23 protein-coding genes are annotated in these 19,484 nt (G+C 72.7%); 7 read left to right on the top strand and 16 right to left on the bottom strand.

Annotated features, from left to right (window positions below):
• Positions 1-22 precede the first annotated feature (22 nt).
• Positions 23-322, bottom strand: a complete 300-nt coding sequence (locus EAO71_RS03995) for a DUF1876 domain-containing protein (RefSeq protein WP_147976376.1) — start codon at positions 320-322, stop codon at positions 23-25.
• A 127-nt stretch (positions 323-449) separates the two neighbouring features.
• Complete coding sequence (locus tag EAO71_RS03990) at positions 450-1,271, bottom strand: maleylpyruvate isomerase family mycothiol-dependent enzyme (protein ID WP_147976375.1); 822 nt, start codon at positions 1,269-1,271, stop codon at positions 450-452.
• Positions 1,272-1,552: 281 nt separating this feature from the next.
• Between EAO71_RS03990 and EAO71_RS03985 the strand changes: the two genes are divergently transcribed.
• The gene (locus tag EAO71_RS03985) at positions 1,553-2,098 is read left to right on the top strand and encodes an EF-hand domain-containing protein (RefSeq protein WP_147976374.1); all 546 of its coding nucleotides are present in this window, start codon (positions 1,553-1,555) and stop codon (positions 2,096-2,098) included.
• Positions 2,099-2,214: 116 nt separating this feature from the next.
• Here EAO71_RS03985 and EAO71_RS03980 read toward each other — a convergent pair whose 3' ends face one another.
• From EAO71_RS03980 to EAO71_RS03965, 4 genes are all read right to left on the bottom strand, one after another.
• A complete protein-coding gene (locus EAO71_RS03980; RefSeq protein WP_147976373.1) occupies positions 2,215-3,471 on the bottom strand; it encodes a DUF2254 family protein in 1,257 nt (418 codons plus the stop codon).
• Between the two features lie 230 nt (positions 3,472-3,701).
• Complete coding sequence (locus EAO71_RS39610; RefSeq protein WP_147976372.1) at positions 3,702-5,624, bottom strand: glycosyl hydrolase family 8; 1,923 nt, start codon at positions 5,622-5,624, stop codon at positions 3,702-3,704.
• 154 nt (positions 5,625-5,778) lie between these two features.
• The gene (locus EAO71_RS03970; RefSeq protein ID WP_410093948.1) at positions 5,779-7,101 is read right to left on the bottom strand and encodes an MFS transporter; all 1,323 of its coding nucleotides are present in this window, start codon (positions 7,099-7,101) and stop codon (positions 5,779-5,781) included.
• Positions 7,098-8,165 carry an alpha/beta hydrolase gene (locus EAO71_RS03965; RefSeq protein WP_147976371.1) on the bottom strand — a complete coding sequence of 356 codons (1,068 nt, stop codon included), beginning with the start codon at positions 8,163-8,165 and terminating at the stop codon, positions 7,098-7,100. Before EAO71_RS03965 ends, EAO71_RS03970 begins: the two co-directional genes overlap by 4 nt.
• A gap of 425 nt (positions 8,166-8,590) precedes the next feature.
• Here EAO71_RS03965 and EAO71_RS03960 point away from each other — a divergent pair, with 425 nt between their 5' ends.
• Positions 8,591-9,601 (top strand): glutathione S-transferase family protein, encoded by a 1,011-nt coding sequence (locus tag EAO71_RS03960; RefSeq protein WP_147976370.1) that lies wholly within the window; start codon positions 8,591-8,593, stop codon positions 9,599-9,601.
• A gap of 51 nt (positions 9,602-9,652) precedes the next feature.
• Here EAO71_RS03960 and EAO71_RS03955 read toward each other — a convergent pair whose 3' ends face one another.
• Positions 9,653-9,853 carry a hypothetical protein gene (locus EAO71_RS03955; protein WP_147976369.1) on the bottom strand — a complete coding sequence of 67 codons (201 nt, stop codon included), beginning with the start codon at positions 9,851-9,853 and terminating at the stop codon, positions 9,653-9,655.
• A 170-nt stretch (positions 9,854-10,023) separates the two neighbouring features.
• On the opposite strand from EAO71_RS03955, the gene EAO71_RS03950 reads away from it, so the two are divergent.
• Positions 10,024-11,112, top strand: a complete 1,089-nt coding sequence (locus EAO71_RS03950) for a mechanosensitive ion channel family protein (protein WP_147976368.1) — start codon at positions 10,024-10,026, stop codon at positions 11,110-11,112.
• A 201-nt stretch (positions 11,113-11,313) separates the two neighbouring features.
• Here the strand turns inward: EAO71_RS03950 and EAO71_RS03945 are convergent, their stop codons facing one another.
• The gene (locus EAO71_RS03945) at positions 11,314-11,589 is read right to left on the bottom strand and encodes an isoamylase early set domain-containing protein (RefSeq protein WP_147976367.1); all 276 of its coding nucleotides are present in this window, start codon (positions 11,587-11,589) and stop codon (positions 11,314-11,316) included.
• Between the two features lie 264 nt (positions 11,590-11,853).
• On the opposite strand from EAO71_RS03945, the gene EAO71_RS03940 reads away from it, so the two are divergent.
• Both EAO71_RS03940 and EAO71_RS03935 read left to right on the top strand, forming a co-directional pair.
• Entirely contained in the window at positions 11,854-12,588 is a 735-nt protein-coding gene (locus EAO71_RS03940) for a VOC family protein (RefSeq protein WP_147976366.1), read from the top strand.
• Positions 12,589-12,832: 244 nt separating this feature from the next.
• The gene (locus EAO71_RS03935; protein ID WP_147976365.1) at positions 12,833-13,084 is read left to right on the top strand and encodes a DUF6479 family protein; all 252 of its coding nucleotides are present in this window, start codon (positions 12,833-12,835) and stop codon (positions 13,082-13,084) included.
• A 157-nt stretch (positions 13,085-13,241) separates the two neighbouring features.
• Here EAO71_RS03935 and EAO71_RS03930 read toward each other — a convergent pair whose 3' ends face one another.
• Genes EAO71_RS03930 through EAO71_RS03895 form a run of 8 tightly spaced genes read right to left on the bottom strand, consistent with a single transcriptional unit; the run spans position 13,242 to position 17,125 of the window.
• Positions 13,242-13,658, bottom strand: coding sequence for a gas vesicle protein K (locus EAO71_RS03930; protein ID WP_147976364.1), 417 nt, complete (start codon positions 13,656-13,658; stop codon positions 13,242-13,244).
• Entirely contained in the window at positions 13,655-13,924 is a 270-nt protein-coding gene (locus EAO71_RS03925; protein WP_261991982.1) for a gas vesicle protein, read from the bottom strand. The genes EAO71_RS03930 and EAO71_RS03925 overlap by 4 nt, the downstream gene beginning before the upstream one ends.
• Positions 13,905-14,795: a GvpL/GvpF family gas vesicle protein gene (locus EAO71_RS03920; RefSeq protein WP_147976363.1), complete on the bottom strand. Its 891-nt coding sequence runs from the start codon at positions 14,793-14,795 to the stop codon at positions 13,905-13,907. The genes EAO71_RS03925 and EAO71_RS03920 overlap by 20 nt, the downstream gene beginning before the upstream one ends.
• On the bottom strand, positions 14,792-15,232 hold the full coding sequence (locus EAO71_RS03915) for a gas vesicle protein (protein ID WP_147976362.1): 441 nt from the start codon (positions 15,230-15,232) through the stop codon (positions 14,792-14,794). Before EAO71_RS03915 ends, EAO71_RS03920 begins: the two co-directional genes overlap by 4 nt.
• 21 nt (positions 15,233-15,253) lie before the next feature.
• Positions 15,254-15,499, bottom strand: coding sequence for a gas vesicle protein GvpG (locus tag EAO71_RS03910; RefSeq protein ID WP_147976361.1), 246 nt, complete (start codon positions 15,497-15,499; stop codon positions 15,254-15,256).
• Positions 15,500-15,544: 45 nt separating this feature from the next.
• Entirely contained in the window at positions 15,545-16,264 is a 720-nt protein-coding gene (locus tag EAO71_RS03905) for a GvpL/GvpF family gas vesicle protein (protein ID WP_147976360.1), read from the bottom strand.
• Between the two features lie 3 nt (positions 16,265-16,267).
• Positions 16,268-16,738 (bottom strand): gas vesicle protein GvpJ, encoded by a 471-nt coding sequence (gvpJ, locus tag EAO71_RS03900; RefSeq protein WP_147976359.1) that lies wholly within the window; start codon positions 16,736-16,738, stop codon positions 16,268-16,270.
• Between the two features lie 27 nt (positions 16,739-16,765).
• Positions 16,766-17,125 (bottom strand): gas vesicle protein GvpO, encoded by a 360-nt coding sequence (locus tag EAO71_RS03895; protein ID WP_147976358.1) that lies wholly within the window; start codon positions 17,123-17,125, stop codon positions 16,766-16,768.
• A gap of 210 nt (positions 17,126-17,335) precedes the next feature.
• On the opposite strand from EAO71_RS03895, the gene EAO71_RS37475 reads away from it, so the two are divergent.
• Positions 17,336-18,400: a histone protein gene (locus EAO71_RS37475; RefSeq protein WP_187282553.1), complete on the top strand. Its 1,065-nt coding sequence runs from the start codon at positions 17,336-17,338 to the stop codon at positions 18,398-18,400.
• Positions 18,397-19,452, top strand: coding sequence for an SRPBCC family protein (locus EAO71_RS03885; protein ID WP_147976357.1), 1,056 nt, complete (start codon positions 18,397-18,399; stop codon positions 19,450-19,452). The genes EAO71_RS37475 and EAO71_RS03885 overlap by 4 nt, the downstream gene beginning before the upstream one ends.
• Positions 19,453-19,484: the final 32 nt, after the last annotated feature.

Raw genomic sequence — 19,484 nt, 5'->3', positions numbered from 1 at the left:
TGGCCGGAGCGGGTCCGCCCGGCTACGAGACCGCCTCGGGCCAGCCGTATCCGGGCCCGGTGTGCTGGGGCACCGTTCCCGCGCCGACCGCCTCCATGTCGCGGTTGGCCTCCCGCATCAGCTGTCCGGCCAGATCCTTCATGGCCCGGCCGGCGGCGAGTTCGTCGCCGATCGCCGGGACGTCCACGTCCGAGGGGTTGCAGCGGGCGCTGCCGCGGCCGGTGAGGTGGGCCGTCCCGGTGTCGAGACGGGCCTCGGCCCTCGTCCTGCCGTCCTCCTCGGTCAGTTCCAGGCCGACCGTCCACTCGAGTTGCCGTGTCATGGTCGTCCTCCTCGCACCTCGGGCCACGCGGAACCGCCGCACGGCCCTTCTCCTTCAAGAATCCCTCCATGCGGGCCCCGGCGCTCGGCGACGGTCGGCGACGACGTGCGCCGGCCCCGCCGCGCGCTCAAGGCGCGGTGAAGAGGAGGGGGAAGCGCGGGCCGAGCCAGGGCTTGCGTCCCCAGCTGAGCGCCCGCCCGCCGGCGATGGCGCGCCAGGGGTCGCAGCGGCCGAGGCCGAGCAGCAGGAAGGCGACCGGCTCGGTGAGGATGGTGCAGTCCGGGCGCTCCACGGGACGGGCCGTGGTGTGCACGGCGTCGTCGGCGACGGTGACGCCGAAACGGGCACCGCCCCACAGGCGGACGGTGAAGCGGGCGCTGAGTCCCTTGACGGCGGCGGGGTCGACGACCCGGGGCATGGCCGTGATCATGAACGGCAGCGTGAGTTCGACCCGGGCGCGGTCGATCATGTGCGGTCGGCGCAGCGCCTGGGCGAGGTCGTAGCCGTGGCCGAGCATGTGGGTGAGCAGGTACGAGCCGAGGACGGCCGGGTCCATCGGGCCGAGGGGCGTGTCCAGGACGTCGTCCGGCGCGCGCTCGTCGATCGTCCGGAGGAAGGCGGCGGCCTGGTCCGTGATCATCTCCGCGAGCGGGGCGGCGCCCCGTTCGGGGAAGGCGTCGAGGGCCCGCGCGTTGGCCGCGGCCAGGCCGGGCGGGGTGCCGTCGCCGTAGGGCCGGGCGCGGCCCGCGGCGATGTCTGCCATCAGTTCGTTGGCCTGGGCGAGGTGTGCGGCGGCCTCGCCGACGGTCCACTCGGACCGCGGTACGGGCAGCCCCGTGTCCGCCGCGGTGCGCAGCACGGCGGCGATGTCCTCGGCGGTGGTTCGTATCGCCTCTCCCAGCCCTGCGGGCAGCACGCCCTGTCCCTGCGCGGTCGGCTCCGTCTCCATGGCCCTCTCCCCTTCACCCGGTCCCGTGCCCCGCCAGGAGCCCTGACCGGGGCGCCTGCGCTGATGGCGCCCTGATCCTAGGGGGTTGTCCCGTGGATCAGGCCGGGGCCGGGAGCCCCGCGCGATCGGCAAGACTCCGGGAGCCGTCCCGGCGGCGGGATGAACCGTGGCGGGGGATCGTGCGTCTCAGAGATCGACCGGCTCGTACCCGCCCCGGGGCACGGTCGTCACGGGGCGGCGGCGCACCAGACGGTGCGTTCTCTCGGAAGGACTGGGGAAGCATGGCAGGACCCGATCCGATCTCGCGTCGGCTCCGACGGCTCTTCGCCGTACTGGACGGCGACGGGGACGGCAGTGTCACCTGGGCCGACCACCGCGGCGTCGTGGACCGGTACGCGGCCGGGTACGGCCTGGCGTCGGACGACGCCCGGATCCAGGCCCTGGAGCGGGCGTACTGGGAGCTGTGGCTCGGGCTGCTGGCCCGGGCGGAGCCCGGGCGCGACCGGCTGTCGGAGGAGGAGTTCGTCGCGGCGCACCGCTCGGCCGACTACGAGACGGACGGGCCGAACGTCCTGGAGCGGCTCGCCCGGGCGATCTTCCGCATCCTGGACACCGACGGCGACCAGCGGGTCGCCGCGGACGAGTTCGCGGCGTACCTCACGGTCTGGGGCGTCCCCGGCGACGCCGGGCCGGTCGCCTTCAAGCGCCTGGACCTGGACCGCGACGCGTTCATCTCCCAGCGGGAGATCGCCCGCTCGCTGCGCGCGTTCCACATCAACAACGACGATCTCGACACCCCCGGAGGCCTGTTCCTCGGCGTCCGCTGAGGTCACGGTCCCTCCGTCGGCGGCCCCGGGTCCACCGGAGCCGGCCGGACCGGGGCGTCGTGGTGCCCGCCGCCGTCGCGTACCGGCGGACCGCCTCTCGGGCCCGCCCGCACCGCTCAGGAGGCCGGCCTCCGCGGTCCGGGCGTCCACAGCCGTGGGTGGCGTTCCGCCCCCAGCTCCTCGACCCAGTCCAGCCGGTCGGCGACCACCGGGCGCCGCGCCTCCGGGCACGCGTCGAGCAGCCGGGTGAGCAGCTCGCGCACCCTGAGCAGGGCCATGGGGGCGCCCACGACCGCCGCGACGATCACGTCGTCCACGGCGGTGCGCACGTACCGCTCCCAGTCCGGTACGGGCACGATCAGCCGGACGCTGCCCTCGGGATCCGTGACGTGCCCGATCGCCAGGTCGCGGTCGGCGAGGTGGAGCAGCAGCTCCTCGACATGGTCGAGGGTCTGTACGGCCGTCGCGGGGTCGTTGACGGCGGCCGAGAGCGCCCGCAGGGCGATGTCGGCGAGCAGCCGGAACGGCAGCTCCGGGTCCTGGCCGAGGATGCGCTCCACACCGGTGACCAGCCCGCGGCGGACCGCCGCCTCGGGGAGGCCGCGGCCCCGGATCTCGCCCATGGGGCGCCCGCGGCCCAGGGTGTCGCCGATACCGGCGTACAGGACGACGACGGCGTCCGCCCGGCGCGCGGCCTCGACCAGACGGGGCACGTCGATCTGCTGGAGCACCGCACCCTGCCCGGTCCACCACAGCGTCACGACCTCCGCCGGCTTCTCGCCGGTCTCCACGACGGTTCCGGTCCCGTCGGCTCCTCCGGTCGCGTACGGCCTCGTGTACAGCACGTCCATCACGTGGTGGGCGCGCTCCGTGATCGCCGCGAGCGACGGCGCGAGCTGGATCGAGGTGAAGGCCCGCGCCTGGAGGGTGCGCATGAACCAGAGCGCCAGCAGGGACAGGACCACCGCGGCGGCGGGGAGGACGACCGAGACGTCCTCCTGGCCGATCGCGGCGAGCCCCGTGGTGACGCAGAAGACGAAGACCCCGACCGCGAAGGCGAACGTCCGCCAGACGATCGGATCGTCCCGGAAGAGACCCAGGCGCGGGGTGAAGGTGCTGGCCGAGAACTGCACGACGAGGAAGAGCACCGAGTAGATGATGCTGACCAGACTGATGACGCCGAAACCGAAGGTGAACAGCAGGCTCCCGACGCCGTCCGCCGCCACCTGCGGCCCGGCCTCCACCTGGGCGACGAGGAGCCCCAGGCCGAAGCCGACCAGGGCGCACACCAGCTGTGAGAGCTCCCTGCGCATCGCGCGGCGCGGCGGGTGGAACAGGCCGTGCGACCGTCGCGCACCGGGATGGTCGGACACCGCGGGCCCCTCTTCTCGCGCGCAGGACGGAGCCGCGAGCCCATCACACCGAGGGGGCGGCAGGGCGCATTGAGCGTCCGAAACGGGCGCGGATCAGCCGTTCGGAGCCCGGCCGGACCCCCGGTTCCGCCGCGGGGGCCCGGCACGGGCAGCGCGCCGCTCCGTGGGACGCCGGAGCGGCGCGGTGCCGGTGGTGCCGCGAGGTCAGCGGCGGGTGCCGGGGTCGCGGGTCACGGGACCCAGTGGTTGCCGGATGCCGTGATCATGACCTGGAGCTGGATGCTCGCCGAGAAGTAGCTGCTCGTGTCGATCGGGGTGCCCAGCATCTTGTTCCACAGGGCGTCCAGCCACGCCTGGCTGCCCGGGTCCGTCATCGCCGCCACGGCGAAGGGGGCGAAGTAGGCGGCTTCACTGCCCGCCGAGATCTGCGTGCCGTTGAGCTTGTAGCCGATGGCGATCCTGTTCGGGTCACCGCCCGTCTTCGTCTTGATCCAGCTGTTGAGTTTGCGGGCCGCCGCGAGCGACTTGGCGTCCCCGCCGGTCACGGCGTCGTCGCCGATGCGCCAGGGGGTGCGGCAGGCGTTCCACCAGTAGGAGCCGTCGTTCGGGTCCTCCAGGACCTGCCCGGGTGCGGGCTTGGGCGTGGTGTTGGTGGTGACCACGAAGTCGGGCAGGAGTCCGGTGCTCGGCGCGTACGTGGACTGGAGGTTGGCGATCTGGGTCTGGTGGGCGTTGCGGATGCCGTCCCAGGCGCTGTCGCCCGTGGCCGAGCGGAAGGCGCGGAAGTGGTCCACCATCCAGTCGGAGGTCCGGGTGATGTAGTAGTACTGGTCGCCGGAGCTGCTCCAGTCGCCGAGCTTCAGCAGCTGCGTCGTGGGGTTGACCTCGTCCTTCTTGATCGCGTTGATGTGCTTGATCGCGAGGTCCTTGTAGTTGTACGTGCCCGCGCTGCCCCACTGCTTGTCGGCGAGCAGCAGCCCGTACGCCACGTCCATGTCACCGTCGGTGGCGCCGTCCCCGCCGTTGACGCTGCGGCAGTTGACGTCCTGTTCGGCCGCCAGCAGGTTCGGGTTGACCGAGGACGGGTGGTCGATCTTCCACTTGACCAGTCCGTCGAAGATCTTCCTGGCGTCCGGGTCGGCGCCGGCCATCGTCGCCGCGATGACCATGCCGTAGCCCTGCGCCTCGGCGACGTACGGGTGGTCGGCGTCGGGCGAGATGATCTGGTACCAGCCGTTGCCGCAGTTCTGGCGGACGAAGGCGGACTTCCAGTTGTTGTAGTAGGCGACGACCTTCTGGTCGAGGGTCGCCTGCGTGCCGGACGGCTTGAGCGTGCCGGCGGCGTAGGGCCTGAGGTGGCTGCCGAAGGGAACGGCCGGTCCCGAACCTCCACCGGGTGTGGTGACGCCGAGCGCGGCGCTCGCGGCGGAGGCGTTCCCGGCCGCGTCGCGCGCCCTGACGGTGTAGCTGTACGCGGTCGAGGCGGTGAGTCCGGTGTCGGTGTACGTCGTTCCGGTGGTGGAGCCGACGAGGACGGTGCCGCGGTAGACGTCGTAGCCGGTCACGCCCACGTTGTCGGTGGCGGCGTTCCACGCCAGCGAGGCGCTGGTCGATGTCGTCGCCGTGGTGCGCAGGTTGCCCGGCGCGCTCGGCGCGGTGGTGTCGCCGCCGCCCGAGGCGGGCGCGCCGTAGACCTCGAACTCCCAGAGGGAGTAGCCGTACGGGGTGCCGCGGCCGGTCCCGTACATGCGGACGTAGCGTCCGGTACCGGAGACGGCGAGGTCGTCGACCGCCCCGTCGCCCGAGCCGGTGGAGTAGAGGTCGGTCCAGGTGGCGCCGTCCGCCGAGGACTGGATGCGGTACGCCTTGCCGTACGCGGCCTCCCAGTCGAGTCTCACGCGCGAGAGGGTGTGGGGGGATCCGAGGTCGATCCGCACCCACTGCGGGTCGACCCCTTCGGCGCTGGCCCACCGGGTGCTGGTGTCGGCGTCGACCGCGAGGCCCGCCGCGAAGCCGCTTCCCTCGACGGACGACGCCGTCGCCGGCTTCCCGGCGGAGACGAGGGAGTCGGCCGCGGCTGCCTGGGGCAGGCCGACGAGCGGCAGGGCCAGCAGTCCCGACAGCACGAGAAGAGTGGTGCCTCTTCGGCTCATGACAGTGGTGGTTCCTTTCGTGACGGACTTCCAGGGACCGGGCTCTGAGCCATGGCTAATGGTTAGGAAATATTCCTAACCATTGCGCCGGAGGTTAGAGAGCGGGCCGGGGTCTGCGCAAGACCCCCGTCACGAACGGATTCCTGACCCGTGTTCAACCACCTGTCCACGGGCCGCCGTCGGCAGGGTCCCGACGACGTCCGGGGCTTCGACTCCGCTGACGCCGAGCCGGTTCCGCCGCGGCGTCGCGCTCCGGGGGCTCGGGGCCCGAGCGTCCGGCCCGCGGGCAGAGCGCGCCCAGGCCGACCAGGAGGGAGGCGAGACCGCCGGCCACGAGGCAGGCGCGGGCTCCCCACTCCGCACCGATCCGCGCCACGAGCAGCGCGCCGAGCGGGGTGGAGCCCTGGAGGATGAGGGCGTAGAGGGCGAGGACCCGGCCGCGGAAGCGTGAGTCGCTGCCGAGTTGGACACGGTGGTTGGCGGCCTGGGCGAAGTAGAGGGAGGCCCCGCCGGTGAGGAAGAGCAGGACGACGGCGGCGGCGTACCCGGGCGCCCATCCGGTCGCCGTCTCCAGGGCGGCGAAGACGAGGGCGGCGACGGTGACCAGTCGCGCCGACGGCCGCGTCCGGCGGGCGGTGGTGAGGAAGGCGGCGACGAGCGACCCGGCGGCAAAGGCCGTGGTCAGCAGGCCGAAGGAGGCGGCGTCGGCGTGGAACACGGTCTTGGCCAGCAGCGGCAGGGTGAGCTGGAAGTTCAGCCCGAACAGGCCCACGCCGGCGACCAGAGCGAGCGGCACCATCAGGTCGGGGCGGCTCCGCACGTACCGCAGCCCGTCGGCGACCCGAACCCGCCCGGCCGGCTCGGCGCCGCGGTGCAGTTCGTCCGGGCGCATGCGCCGCAGGGCGAGCACCGTCGCCGCGTAGCTGAGCCCGTTGAGCAGGAGCACCCAGCCCGTGCCGGCGACGGAGATGAGCAGGCCCGCGACGGCGGGGCCCGCCACACGGGCGACACTGAAGTAGGCGGCACTCAACGCCGAGGCGTTGGGCAGTAGTTCGGGTCCCACCAGCTCACCGATGAAGGCCATCCGGGTGGGTACCTCGACCGAGTTGACCAGCCCGAGGCCGAGCGCGAAGAGGTTGATGTGCGCCAGGCTGACGCCGCCGCTCAGCACGAGGACGGCGAGCAGCAGGGCGAGGAGGCCCGAGACGAGGTTGGCCGCCGTGAGCAGCGTGCGCTTGTCGTGGCGGTCGGCCAGCCTTCCGCCGTACAGGGTGCACAGCAGCACCGGGGTGAACTGCAGGGCGGTGACGGTGCCGAGGGCGGTCGCGGAGTTCCCCGTCAGCCCCAGGACGAGCCAGTCCTGGGCCACGACCGACATCCAGGTGCCGGCGACGGAGACGACCTGCCCCAGGGCGAAGAGCCGGAAGTTGCGGACGCCCAGGGCACGGAACGGATGGGCGGCGGCAGCCGGGATCACGGTGCGACGGCGGGAGGGCCGGCGTGGGCGTGAGCGACGGCGGGGCGGAGGCCGGTCCGCTTCGCCACGGAGCGGGGGCCGGCCTCCGAAGGGTCGGCGCCCGGATGAGCGGGTGCTCGCCCTCCCTGGTCACGGAGGCATTCGTCGAGGAACGCGAGCGCCCGCAGGTGGTACGCGCGGGCGGCGGTCCCGAGGCTGATGTTGTGGCCGGCGCCGGGAAGCCGGTCGACGACGACACGGGGCGCTCCGGACAGCAGGCCGGTGAGGGCGCCGAGATCGGCGTCGGTGTGCCGCCACCAGGCCTCGTGCTCGGCGAAGGTGAACCGGACGGGGACGCGTACGCGGGGCAGCAGGCGCGGCGCGAGGGCGCCCCAGGCACCCACCGTGTCCCGCTCGCGCGGCGGCATCGGAGTCACGATCCGTTGTCCGACGTGGAAGGTGCCCGACGGGTAGAGGTGCAGCGGACCCCAGTTCAGGCGGCGCAGGGCGGCGCCGTCGGGGTGGCGCAGGAGGCGGACGACGTCGACCGCCGGCCGGTGCCCGCACCCCGAGACGTCGACGCCCAGGAACAGCCCGGGCGGCGCGTCCGCGGCGAGCGCGAGGGCGAGCTTGCCGCCGAAGGAGTGAGCGAGCAGGAAGAGCGGGCCCGTGTCGTGACGGGCCGTGACCTCGGCGAGCGCGGCCCGGACGGTCGTCGCCTGTTCGGGCAGCGACTGTCCCTCGGGCAGCTGCTGGGCGGAGGCGCCGTAGCCGGGCCGGTCGAGCGCGAGGACGGCGACGCCCAGGCGGGCGCCGAGCGTCATGAGGGAGACGTCGGGGTGGGCCTGGCCGTCGAAGTACCCGGCACTCATCCCTCCCCCGTGCAGGGCCACGATCGTCGCGCGGGGCGGGCGACGGTCCGCGGGCTCGCTCAGGAGGGCGGAGAGGGGCAGCCCGGCGGCGTCGAGGGTGATCCGCCGCACGCCCGGGGAGCGGGAACCGTCCGGGCGCCCGGGTGCCCCGGAGGCCGCGTGCGCCGTGGAAGCCGTGTGCGCCGTGGGAGTCTGTGCCGCCGTCTCTGCCATGTGACCGTCCTCGCTCGCGCGCCGAGGGGCGCCGGATTCTCGGGACCGGGCGCGCGCCCGGGGCGTTCACGGTGCCGTGACGTGTCACTCCTCCGGGGCGGTACGGACCCCGGCGACGGCCTGGGCCGCGCCGGAGGACTGCGCGAGGGCGCCGGCCGTCAGAGGACACCCCGGCCCTCGGTCACCCGCTCGACGGTGGGTGCCCGGGCCGAGCCCAGTATCGCCCGCCGTCCTCCGACTCGCGATCTCTGCGAGCGGGGGCCGGCGGGCGCCCGGAGGGGAAGGCCGCGTGGTCACCGGGCGCGGTCCCGGCGGCCGTGTCCGCCCACCCGGGGGGCCGCGGGGCGGGCACGGCCTCGTCGTCCGCCCGCCCCGTCCGGCGCTCCGCGACTTTTGCCGCCGCCGTGGGCGGGTACTGCGCGGGGATGAGCTACGTGCAGCACGACAAGGAGTACGCGCGCGACAGCCGGTACCTCACCACCCGGATCACCGCGGACGGCCGTGACGGCTTCCCCGTGGAACCCGGCCGCTACCGGCTCGTGGTCAGCCGGGCCTGCCCCTGGGCGAGCCGCGCGGTGATCGTGCGGCGGCTGCTCGGGCTGGAGGCGGCGCTGCCGATGGCGATCGCCGGTCCCGTCCACGACGAACGGAGTTGGACGTTCGACCTCGACCCCGGGGGCCGCGACCCGGTCCTCGGTATCGAGCGGCTCCGGGAGGCGTACCTCGCCCGCGATCCGGAGTACGACCGGGGAATCACCGTTCCGGCGATCGTCGACGTCCCGACGGGCCGGGTGGTGACGAACGACTTCGCGCGGATCACGCTCGACCTGTCGCTGGAGTGGACGGCGCACCACCGCCCCGGGGCCCCGCGGCTCTACCCGTCCGCGCTGCGCGAGGAGATCGACGCCGTGAACGGGCCGGTCTACGCCGACGTCAACAACGGTGTCTACCGGGCCGGGTTCGCCGGATCGCAACGGGCGTACGCGCAGGCGTACGAGCGGCTCTTCGACCGGCTCGACCGGCTCTCCGAACGCCTCCGCGGCAGCAGGTACCTGGTGGGCGACACGATCACCGAGGCGGACGTGCGCCTGTTCACGACACTCGTCCGCTTCGACGCCGTCTACCACGGCCACTTCAAGTGCAACCGGCAGAAGCTGAGCGAGATGCCGGTGCTCTGGGCGTACGCCCGGGACCTCTTCCAGACGCCAGGCTTCGGCGACACGACCGACTTCGCCCACATCAAGCGCCACTACTACACCGTGCACGACGACATCAATCCCACCGGTGTCATCCCGGTCGGCCCGGACCTCTCCGGCTGGCTCACGCCGCACGGCCGCCACGCACTCGGTGGGCGCCCGTTCGGCGACGGCACCCCACCCGGTCCGGTCGCCGCTGCGGAGCGGGTGCCGGCAGGTCACATGCCGGTCCGCCGCTGAGACGGCGGACCCGGCGCCGGACGCCGGGTCCCCTTCCGCGCGTTCCGCGGGTCAGTGGGCCGCCGCCCCGAACTCCGCGTGCTGCGTGCGCAACGAGTAGTCCGCCTCTCCCCCGGGCGGCGAGCCGAGCGAACGCCGTCGTGCCTCCGCTCTCGCCTCGCTCAGCAGTGCCCGGAACTCCTCGTCGGTGAGGCGGCCCGCCGCCCCCGTCGCCGTCCGCGACGCGGGTCTCCCGCCGTTGCGCCCACGCATGATCTGCCTCCTCCGCGTACTCGCTTTCGCCCGCGCGAGTACCCGAAGGACGGCGTCTTATCCGCCCCGTCCCCCGCGGACCCCGTCCGTGTGCACGACCGTCCGGTTCCCGGTACGGAAGCGGGGCAGGCGAGGGGGTGTACGCAGACCGACACCCTTGCTGAGGAGATATGGACAGCGTTCTTCGTCTGACGATCGTCGTGGGCGGCTCGGTGCTGCTCACGGTCGCCAGCGGCCTGCTCGCCGACTTCCTGCTGCGCCGGGCGGACCTCCGCCATCCGGAGACCCCGTTGTGGGGGCTGCTGCGCCGCTGTCGTGCCGCGTTCCAGATCGTGATGCTCGCGGGGCTGCTCCGCGGCTCCCACCGGGCGATCGACTGGCCCCCGCTCCGTGAGCGTCAGGCGCTGATCGGACACGTGCTGCTGCTCGTGCTGATCGCCGCGGGCGCCTGGCTCTCGATCCGCATCGTGGCCGCCGTGGTCGAGTCCAGCTACGCGCGCTACGCGTCCGGCAGCCGCGAGGCGGCCAAGGTGCGCCGCGTGCGCACCCAGGTCACGTTGATCATGCGGGTCGTGACGGTCGCGGTGGGTGTCGTGGCGGCCGCCGTCATGCTGGTGACCTTCCCGAGCTTCCGCACGCTGGGCACCTCGCTGCTGGCCTCGGCCGGCATCATCGGCGTCGTGGCGGGCGTGGCCGCCCAGTCGACGCTGGGCAACCTGTTCGCCGGCTTCCAGATCGCGTTCGGCGACATGGTCCGCATCGGGGACACCGTGGTGGTCGACGGCGAATGGGGAACCGTCGAGGAGATCACGCTGACCTTCCTCACGGTCCGCACCTGGGACGAGCGGCGCGTCACCATGCCCGTGTCGTACTTCACAGCCCGTCCGTTCGAGAACTGGTCCCGCGGCGGCATCGAGATGACCGGCACCGTCATGGTGCACTGCGACCACGCCACGCCCGTGCAGCTGATGCGGGCGCAGCTGCGCGAGATACTCGACACCTGCCCGACCTGGGACGGTCGGGGCTGGGACCTGTCCGTCACCGACACCACGCCCACGGGCATCACGGTCCGCGCCATCGTCACGGCGAAGGACCCCGACGACCTGTGGACGACCCGGTGCACCGTGCGGGAGCAGCTGGTCGCCTGGTTGTCCCGTCAGCACCCGTACGCCCTGCCCCGCGTCGCCACCGCGCCGGCGGACCGGCCGGCCCGGTCGACGAAGTCGCTCGGCGGCGAGCTGCGCAGCCCGTCGCGCTGAGCCCGGGAGACCGGGTGCCGTGTCCGGCGCTCGCGGCCGGGCCCGGGTGACGTCTCCCTCGCGGGCGGTGCGGTCGCTCGCGGCCGGAGACCGGGTGACGCGCCTCCCCCGCGGGCGGTGCGGGGCCCACGCACCGCCCGCCGGTGGCGCGCTCGGCGGGCGGGTGCGGTCATCGCGGCCCGGGGGCTCGCGTACGGCGGCTCAGGTGTGGACGCGGCCGTTGACTCCGTCGTGGGCGTCCGCCGCCTCGTCGTCGAACCAGTAGTCCCCGGCGGCGAGGTAGCGGAAGGCGTGGGCGCTCTTCAGGGGCAGGCCCACGGTCACGGCGCGCAGGCCGTCCCTGCGCGGCTGGAGGGTGTGGACACCGGGCTGCCAGCCGTTGAAGTCGCCGACGACGCTGACCGGTCCGGGCGGGGTGTCGGCCGGCAGGACGAAGGTGACCTCGGCACGGTTCTTACGCGTCTTGCGTTCGAGCATCGGGGGCTCCCGGCTTGTGAGTGGGGTGATCGGGCCCATCCTCGGCCTTGGAGGCGACGGCGGGCGGCGCGGCACGTTCCAGCGCGCCGGAGACCACCCGGCCGCCACACCGCCCTGCGTGTCACGGGGCTCCCCCAGGGCGGAAAACCGGATGCGGCTGGCGCGCGGCGGCCCCTAGGCTGCGCTCGCGCGAGGGGCCGGGACCCGGACCAGGGTCCGGGCGGGGCGCCGTATCGGTGGTCGGTGGATCGGAGACGTACGGGTATGACCAGTCAGCTGTTCGCGATCTGCTTCCACGCGACCCGGCCCGAGGACCTGGGGCGGTTCTGGTCGGGGGTCCTGGGCTGGGAGTCGGCCGGCGGTCCGGACGGCGACGTCGCGCTGCTGCCCCCTCGCCCGGGCGGGTTCCGCATCCGGTTCCTGCCGGACCGGACGCCGAGGGCCGGCCGGAACCGCGGGCACTTCGACCTGACCAGCGCCTCCCCCGAGGAGCAGCGGCGGACGGTGGCGAAGGCGCTGGGACTCGGCGGGACGGACCTCGACGTGGGCCAGCTGCCCGAGGAGGGACATGTGGTCCTCGCCGATCCGGAGGGCAACGAGTTCTGCGTCATCGCGGCGGGCAACACGTTCCTCGCCGACACCGGCCTCATCGGCGCGCTGGCCTGCGACGGTACGCGGGAGGTCGGCTACTTCTGGAGCAGGGCGCTGCGGTGGCCGCTGGTCTGGGACCAGGACGAGGAGACCGCGATCCAGTCGCCGGACGGCGGCACGAAGATCACGTGGGGCGGTCCTCCGGTGGCGCCGCACACGGGGACGAACAGGCTGTTCCTCGAGCTGGCGGTCCCCGCCGACGCCGACTGGCAGGCGGAGGTCGACCGCCTGATCTCGCTCGGCGCGACGCGCGCGGACGCGGGCGAGGGCCCCTCCGGCGGCGACGGCGGCCGCGCGTCGATGCGTGACCCCGACGGCAACGAGTTCTCCGTACGGAGGACCCGGTAGCGGGCACGGTTCCGCGGCCCCGGCAGGGGCGGGCCCGGTCCGGAGGAACCCGGGGATCGGCTCGCGTGGCGCATGACGGAGGTGAAAGCCGTGTGCGCCGATCACCACGGGGTACGCGCTCGCCAGGCGGACGAGCGTCGTCACCGGGCCACGGCGGCACGGTCGCGACCCGCCGGCCACGGTCCCCCGCGGGACCGCCGCATCCCCTCCCGGCCGTGTGCCGGGCCATCCGAAGGAGACGATCATGATCGCCGATCACCCTGCCGTCGGACTCGCCTCCGAGCTGGCCGCGGCCGGCACCAACGCCGTCTTTCTCGCCGTCGCGATCGGCATCGTCGTGGTGGGCGTGCTCCTCGCGAGCTTCTGGTGGGGCAGCCGCCGGGTCGCGCGTCGTCGGCGTCCGGTCGGTGACCCGACCCAGGCGAAGCCGCAGCCGGGCGGCGATTCGTGGACGACCCCGGACGACGACCCGAGCCTGGGCGACTCCCGCCGCTGACCCCGCCCGGCTTCCGACCTCCGGCGGCCCGCCGATCGCGAGCGATCGGCGGGCCGCCGGGGGTCGGGCGTCCGGGTCGGGCGACCTGCCCCGGCCGTCGGAGGTGCCTGCCCGGCCCGGACGCCCGGACCGTCGGGGAAGGAGCCGTCCCCGCGGGTCAGGGAAGGAGCCGTCCCAGCGGCCCGAGGTCCAGGTTCAGGTCCTCCAGTGCGTAGCCGTGCTGCCGGCAGAGGTCCTCCAGCCTGTCGTGCAGGGCGAGGAGCGTGGCTCCGAGCTCTTCCTCCTGGTCGTCGGTGAGGTCACCGGCGTCCACCCTGTGCAGGGCCTGCCGCTCGATGAGCTGCCGCAGGAGCTCCACGAGGGTGAGCACGAGCTTGAGGAGGTCCTCCTCCACCGTGTCCGAACCCGTGCGGACCCGGTGCGCCGGGTACCGGCCGTGGTCCTCGGGCGTGGGTGGTGACTGGATGAGGCGGTACGCGCGCGACATCGACTCACCGAGGCCCGTGAGGTCACCGTCGGGGCCGTCCGAGCGGTCGGCGCCGTCCCGCGCGGCCGCTCCGTCGAAGGCGCTCATGACGGCCGCCCGCCGTAGAGCGGCATCGCCGGCGTATCGGAGTCGACCGACACGATCAGGGCGCGCAGCGAGATGCGCACCAGGTCGATGTCGGCGATCGACAGGACGATGTCGCCCGCGAGGACGACGCCGCCGCTCAGCAGCCGGTCCAGGAGATCGACCAGCGCGACCTGGCGTCCGGCCAGCGGCTCGCCGTGGAGCGGCGCGGCCGGGGAGTCGCCGCGGAGCGGGACGGCCGGCGGATCGTCACGGGGTGGGACGGTCATCTGTCTGCTCCCTGCTGCCCTGTTCGGGTTCCGGAGGCATGGCGAACGAGTAGGGCGCCCATGGCCCCGTCAGCTCGATCCGGAGGGCGGTGTACGGCGCGGCGGCCTCCAGGACGGCGGCGCGGAACCGCTCGGTCTCCCCGTCCGGCACCAGGTAGGCGTTGTTGAGGATGTTCTCCAGCGGCCCGCTGAGCGCACTGCGCTGGACCGGGTGCCGGACCACGCCCGTGGCGTGGCGCGCACCGGCGGCCTCGACGTGTGCGGCGGCCTCGCCAGCCTGGACGTCCCGCGCTTCCCGGGCCGCGTGCTGGGCCCGGCGCTGCCGCAGGTAGGAGCGTCCGGGTGTGGCGGTGTCCGGCGACGCACCGGGCCCGGATCCGGGCGGCCCGTCATCCGGCTCCCCCTCGGAGGATGACGACGGCGACGGCGACGGTGCCAGGTAGATCTTGACCCCGTACTCCGTGTGGTCCCGCAGCAGCGCCAGCCGCTCGGCGAAGTACTTCCTGCGCCGGGACAGCGCCTGCCGGGCGCGCTCGGCGTCCTGGTACACCGTGGCCATCCGCAGCGGCAGGACCGCCGTGCGGGCGGCGAGCGCCTCGACGACGCCGTGATGCGCGCGGGCGGTGTCCTCCAGCCATCCCACGTCTTCGAAATGCTGCTTGAGAGCGCTTTCCCCGAAGTCCTCGGCGGGCACTCGGCTGGCCGCGAACGCGAGCTCGGGCCCCGACGCCGCGTCCTCGGTGAGCAGCAGGACCGCGGCCTCGGCCACGCCCCGCAGCGGCCCGACCGCCTCGGCCACCTCGTCGTCCGCGGGGACGACCGCGTACACGTACGTCAGCGTCGGCGGCGCGCCGGCGCGGTCGCCCGTCATGACGGCGGCCCTTCCTCGTCCTCCTCGGCCCTCTCCTCGTCCTCCTCGGCGGTCTCCCCGTCCGGGAGGCGGCGGCGCCTGGTCGGTCGGGCCCCGCTCAGCCCGCGCACCTCGCGCCGCAGGGAGTCGAGCTCGGAGCGCAGGCGCCGGTTCTCCTCCACCAGATGGTCGCCGCTGTGGCGGGACGAGAGCGACGGATCGTGCTCCCACCAGTCGATGCCCATCTCCTTGGCCTTGTCGACCGAGGCCACCAGCAGGCGGAGCTTGATCGTCAGCAGCTCGATGTCCAGCAGGTCGATCCGGATGTCGCCGGCGATGACGATGCCCTTGTCCAGGACCCGTTCCAGGATGTCGGCGAGGTTCGCCGACGAGCCGTACTCGGGTGGGGCCGCCCGCGAGGGATGGCCCTCGAATCGGTGGGCGAGCGGGTCAGTCACGGTGTTCGCCTCGCTTCTCGGTCAGGTGCCGCGCCGGAACGCCTCGATCTCTGCCAGCCGGTCCAGGAGCTCGTCCTCCCGGCGGTCGAAGGCCTCCTCGCTGATCGCGCCGCGGTCCCGCTCCTCGGCGAGCGCGGCGAGCTCCTGCCAGACCGGAGCCGGGTCGTAGTACTCGTCCTCCGCCTGCTCCGCCACGCGCTCGGCGGCCCAGGCGACCATGCGTACCGGGGCCAGCGGGAGCGTGGCCAGTGTGCTGAAGAGGCCCATCTCGGTTCGCCCTCCTTTCGGGCACCGCGTCCGGGTGACGGTGGCCTACCGGACGAAGCTGTAGGGAGGCAGGGGTCCGCTGAGGCGGAACCGCACACCGCCGTCGAGATGCTGCTGCGAGAGCGCGTCCTGCCGCTTGAGGAAATTCTCCTCCTCTTCCCGCGGAACGAGCAGCGAGAGGTTGAGGAAGTCCTCGCCCGCCGGGGGGTGGACGTTCTGGTCCTGGGCGAAGACCGCCAGCTCCCGTACGACGGTGTCGGCCAGCTCGTCCTGTCGTGCGCCCACCTCCCGGGCCAGCAGCTCCCCCAGCGCCAGAGGCAGGCCCGGATCGGACGATCCCGCCCGGATCCGCTGGTCGAGGTCCCACGCCTCGGGCACCTCCTGGAGGACCCTGCGCAGCAGCACGTCCTCCTCCTGCGAGGCCTTCAGGTGGTACTCCGAGCAGCCGGCCAGCCGGTCGAGCGCCGCCAGGTAGCGGTCGGCGTTCTCCTCCAGCACCTGCCGCACGGTGGACTCGTCGGGTGCGACGTAGCCGAACTGGAGCGGCAGAACCGTCCCTTCGTCCATCATTCGCTCCTGGACCTCGTGGTGGCGGGCCAGGTCGCGTTGCTTGGGGCGGATCTCCTCCGAGATCTCGCTGACGATCGCGTGGAGTTGGCCACCGGCCACACTGCGCAGGGCCTCGGGTGAGGAACCGACCCCGGAGAGTCCGTCGAGATCGCGGGGGTGGTCCGCACCGACGATCGAGTACACGTACAGAGCCATGGCCTACTCCTCTCGGCGGCGTGCCGCGCGCTTGGCCGGGCGCCGACGGCGCGGGGCGGGCTCTTCCTGTTCTTCCGGCTCCTCCTCGGATTCGTCCTCGTCGCTCCCGCCCTTCGACCCGCCACCGAGGGAGTCGGTCACGGCTTCGACGGCGCCGCTCAACGCGCCCTTCGACTTGCCGTGCGCACCCCCCTCGACCATCTTGCCCATGACCTCGGGCAACTGGGCGGGGGCCTTGCGGCCCGCTTCCAGGTCGAGTCGGTTGCATGCCTCGGCGAAGCGCAGATAGGTGTCCACACTCGCCACGACGATCCGTGCGTCGATCTTGATGATCTCGATGCCCACGAGCGACACCCGCACGAAGATGTCGATGACCAGACCTCGGTCGAGAATGAGTTCCAGAACGTCGTACAGGCTGCTCGAGGATCCTCCACCTCTGCTGACACTGCCGCCGCTCTGCGGCACCACCGTCATGACGCCTCCTTCCGGCAGGACCTGGTGTCAGGTCTGCCGATCGATCATTCCTCGCGTGTAACGCCGCGTCCGCTCGTACGAGACGAGTTCGCCGTTCTCGTCCAGGCTCACCCGGTAACTCGCCAGCACGCTGGTGGTGTCCGGGATGCGCTCCAGCTCGACGACCTCGACCTGTGCCTCCCAGCCGTCGTCGGTCGGGCGGAGCGAGGACACGCTCTCGGGCGGCCGCCCGAGCAGCTCCGACAGCTGCTCGGAGGCCGACTTCATGGCCGAGGCCGCGTTCGGCACGCCCGTACGGCGGCGCGGGGCACGGCGTCGCTCCTTCGGCTTCTCCTCGTCGGCGCCGCGCGTCGAGCGCCTGGCGCGAGCCGGTTCCGCTGCGGCCATAGCACCCTCCAAAAGGTACATGGATGCCATCTCGGGAGATTTCGTAAGCATCCACGCATAACGCCTGCCCAACTGAGCAGGTGGCATGTATATCCCGAGCAACGCTCCTGGATGACGAGGCGACCGGACACCGGACAGACAGCGCGGGCACCCGCACGCGACTCCCTGGCCGCCGAGCGGGCGCAGCCCGGTGGAGGGACGGAGAAGCTGATGCAGGACACCACGAAAATGGCGCTGGCAGCCGCCGTGGCGGGCGGTTACCTGCTGGGCCGGACCAAGAAGGGTCGCCTGGCGTTCACGCTCGCCACCTACATCGCGGGCCGGCGATTCGGCCTGGAACCCGGGCAACTCCTGACACAGGGACTCGCCAAGGTGCGCGAGATGCCCCAGGTCGCGGAGCTCGGCGAGCAACTGCGCGGCGAAGCCCTCGATGCCGGACGCCAGGCGCTCGGTGCCGCCGCCAACCGCAAGCTCGAAGACCTCGCCGGATCCCTCCGCGAACGGACTCTGAGCCTCACCCGCGGCGAGGACGGCGCGGGCGAGGAGGACGAGGAGGAAGAGGGATACGAGGACGAGTACGACGAGGAGCCCTACGAGGACGAGGAGGAGGGCGAAGAGGAGGAAGAGGAAGAGGAGGAGCCGGAGGAAGAGGAAGAGGAAGAGGAAGGGCCCGAGGCGTCCGACGAGCCGGAGGGCGCGAAGGACGAGGAGGAGGAAGAGGAAGAGGAGGAGGAGGAACCGGAGGAACCGAAGGACGAGGAAGAGGAAGAGGGAGGCGAGGAACCGGAGGAGGAGGCCGACGCGGAACCGGAGCCGGAGCAGAAGCCCCGCAGGAAGCGGGCCGCCCCGTCCACGTCGCGCGCCGCGAGCAGCGGTACGCGCGGTCGGTCGCGCTCCACCACGTCGTCGGCACGCGACGGCGGAACGTCCGGTCGGGGCACGAGCCGGACGAAGAAGGCGCCGGCCAAGAAGTCCGCCGCGAAGACTCCGACCAAGAAGACGGCCGCGAAGTCTCCGGCGAAGGAGACGGCCGCGAAGAAGACCACGTCCGGGGCGGCGAAGAAGACCGCTTCCGGTTCGGGGGCCAAGAAGACCGCGGCGAAGAAGACCGCGTCCAGGAGTCCGGCGAAGAAGACCGCCGCCAAGAAGTCCGCCCCCAGGAAGACCGCCTCCAGAAGCCCTGCGAAGAAGACCGCACCCAAGAAGTCGACGAGTTCGACGCGCAAGACGGCGGCCAAGAAGACGTCTTCCCGGTCCTCGCGGAGTAGGTCATGACAACCACAGAGAACAACACGAAGGACAGATCGGGACTCGACATGCTCCTGCAGGAGCTGGGCAAGTTCGTCAGCGCCCAGGCCGAGGGGCTGGCCGACAAGGCCTCCGACAAGATCGGCGATGTCACCGACCAGCTGACCGACGTCGCGCAGAACGGCGGGAGCCTGGCGGACATCGGCGGGCGCATGTTCCAGGGGGACTCCCCCCTCAAGGCCATCGCCGGCAGCAAGCTCTCGGGACTGAAGGACAAGGTCACGGATGCGGCGTCCGGACTGTTCGGCAAGGGGAAGGGCAAGGGCCGGAAGGGCGGCAGCACCAAGGCGACCAACATCATCGAGTTCATCGACGTGGGCGTTCCCCTGCGGACCGCGTACGACCAGTGGACGGAGTTCGAGGACTTCAGCGACTTCGCCAAGGGCGTCCGCAGCGTCTCCAAGGGCGACGACACCACCAGCGACTGGAAGGTGAAGGTCGGCCCTTCCACGCGCGGCTGGAAGGCCACCATCCAGGAACAGGTGCCGGACGACCGGATCGTCTGGACCTCGGATGGCGCCAAGGGCACCGTCCGCGGCTGCGTGAGCTTCCACGAACTCGGCCCGTCCCTCACGCGCATTCTGGTCGTCGTGGAGTACTACCCCTCCGGCTTCTTCGAGAAGACCGGAAACGTGTGGCGCGCCGGCGGCCGCCGGCTGCGTCTCGACCTGAAGCACTTCGACCGCCACGTGACCCTGGGCAGCGAGGAACCCGAGGGCTGGCGAGGCGAGATACGCGACGGTGAGGTCGTCAAGACGCACGAGGAGGCGATGGAGGAGGAGGAAGCCGAGGAAGGCGAAGAGGGCGAAGAGGACGAGGAAGGCCAGGAGGGCTACCGGGACGAGGAGGAAGGCGAGGAAGGCGCGTACGACGAGGACGGCGAGGCCGACCAGGACGAGGAGGACGAGGAGGACGAGGACGAGGAGGGGGCGTACGAGGACGAGTACGACGAGGACGAGCCGGAGGAGGAAGAGGAGGAGGAGTACGAGGACGAGTACGAGGACGCCGGCAAGAAGTGACCCCGGTGGCGCGAATGCCCTCGTCCCCGGCG

This window comes from Streptomyces sp. MS191, from assembly GCF_008042125.1.
Taxonomy (GTDB): Bacteria; Actinomycetota; Actinomycetes; order Streptomycetales; family Streptomycetaceae; genus Streptomyces.
This window is presented reverse-complemented; position numbering and strand designations above follow the sequence as displayed.

Excerpts from the sequence above, each read along its gene's own strand:
- EAO71_RS03995 (WP_147976376.1), bottom strand. The coding sequence starts at position 322 with ATGACACGGCAACTCGAGTGGACGGTCGGCCTGGAACTGACCGAGGAG.
- EAO71_RS03990 (WP_147976375.1), bottom strand. The coding sequence starts at position 1,271 with ATGGAGACGGAGCCGACCGCGCAGGGACAGGGCGTGCTGCCCGCAGGG.
- EAO71_RS03985 (WP_147976374.1), top strand. The coding sequence starts at position 1,553 with ATGGCAGGACCCGATCCGATCTCGCGTCGGCTCCGACGGCTCTTCGCC.
- EAO71_RS39610 (WP_147976372.1), bottom strand. The coding sequence starts at position 5,624 with ATGAGCCGAAGAGGCACCACTCTTCTCGTGCTGTCGGGACTGCTGGCC.
- EAO71_RS03965 (WP_147976371.1), bottom strand. The coding sequence starts at position 8,165 with ATGGCAGAGACGGCGGCACAGACTCCCACGGCGCACACGGCTTCCACG.
- EAO71_RS03960 (WP_147976370.1), top strand. The coding sequence starts at position 8,591 with ATGAGCTACGTGCAGCACGACAAGGAGTACGCGCGCGACAGCCGGTAC.
- EAO71_RS03955 (WP_147976369.1), bottom strand. The coding sequence starts at position 9,853 with ATGCGTGGGCGCAACGGCGGGAGACCCGCGTCGCGGACGGCGACGGGG.
- EAO71_RS03950 (WP_147976368.1), top strand. The coding sequence starts at position 10,024 with ATGGACAGCGTTCTTCGTCTGACGATCGTCGTGGGCGGCTCGGTGCTG.
- EAO71_RS03945 (WP_147976367.1), bottom strand. The coding sequence starts at position 11,589 with ATGCTCGAACGCAAGACGCGTAAGAACCGTGCCGAGGTCACCTTCGTC.
- EAO71_RS03940 (WP_147976366.1), top strand. The coding sequence starts at position 11,854 with ATGACCAGTCAGCTGTTCGCGATCTGCTTCCACGCGACCCGGCCCGAG.
- EAO71_RS03935 (WP_147976365.1), top strand. The coding sequence starts at position 12,833 with ATGATCGCCGATCACCCTGCCGTCGGACTCGCCTCCGAGCTGGCCGCG.
- EAO71_RS03930 (WP_147976364.1), bottom strand. The coding sequence starts at position 13,658 with ATGAGCGCCTTCGACGGAGCGGCCGCGCGGGACGGCGCCGACCGCTCG.
- EAO71_RS03925 (WP_261991982.1), bottom strand. The coding sequence starts at position 13,924 with ATGACCGTCCCACCCCGTGACGATCCGCCGGCCGTCCCGCTCCGCGGC.
- EAO71_RS03920 (WP_147976363.1), bottom strand. The coding sequence starts at position 14,795 with ATGACGGGCGACCGCGCCGGCGCGCCGCCGACGCTGACGTACGTGTAC.
- EAO71_RS03910 (WP_147976361.1), bottom strand. The coding sequence starts at position 15,499 with ATGGGCCTCTTCAGCACACTGGCCACGCTCCCGCTGGCCCCGGTACGC.
- EAO71_RS03905 (WP_147976360.1), bottom strand. The coding sequence starts at position 16,264 with ATGGCTCTGTACGTGTACTCGATCGTCGGTGCGGACCACCCCCGCGAT.
- gvpJ (WP_147976359.1), bottom strand. The coding sequence starts at position 16,738 with ATGACGGTGGTGCCGCAGAGCGGCGGCAGTGTCAGCAGAGGTGGAGGA.
- EAO71_RS03895 (WP_147976358.1), bottom strand. The coding sequence starts at position 17,125 with ATGGCCGCAGCGGAACCGGCTCGCGCCAGGCGCTCGACGCGCGGCGCC.
- EAO71_RS37475 (WP_187282553.1), top strand. The coding sequence starts at position 17,336 with ATGCAGGACACCACGAAAATGGCGCTGGCAGCCGCCGTGGCGGGCGGT.
- EAO71_RS03885 (WP_147976357.1), top strand. The coding sequence starts at position 18,397 with ATGACAACCACAGAGAACAACACGAAGGACAGATCGGGACTCGACATG.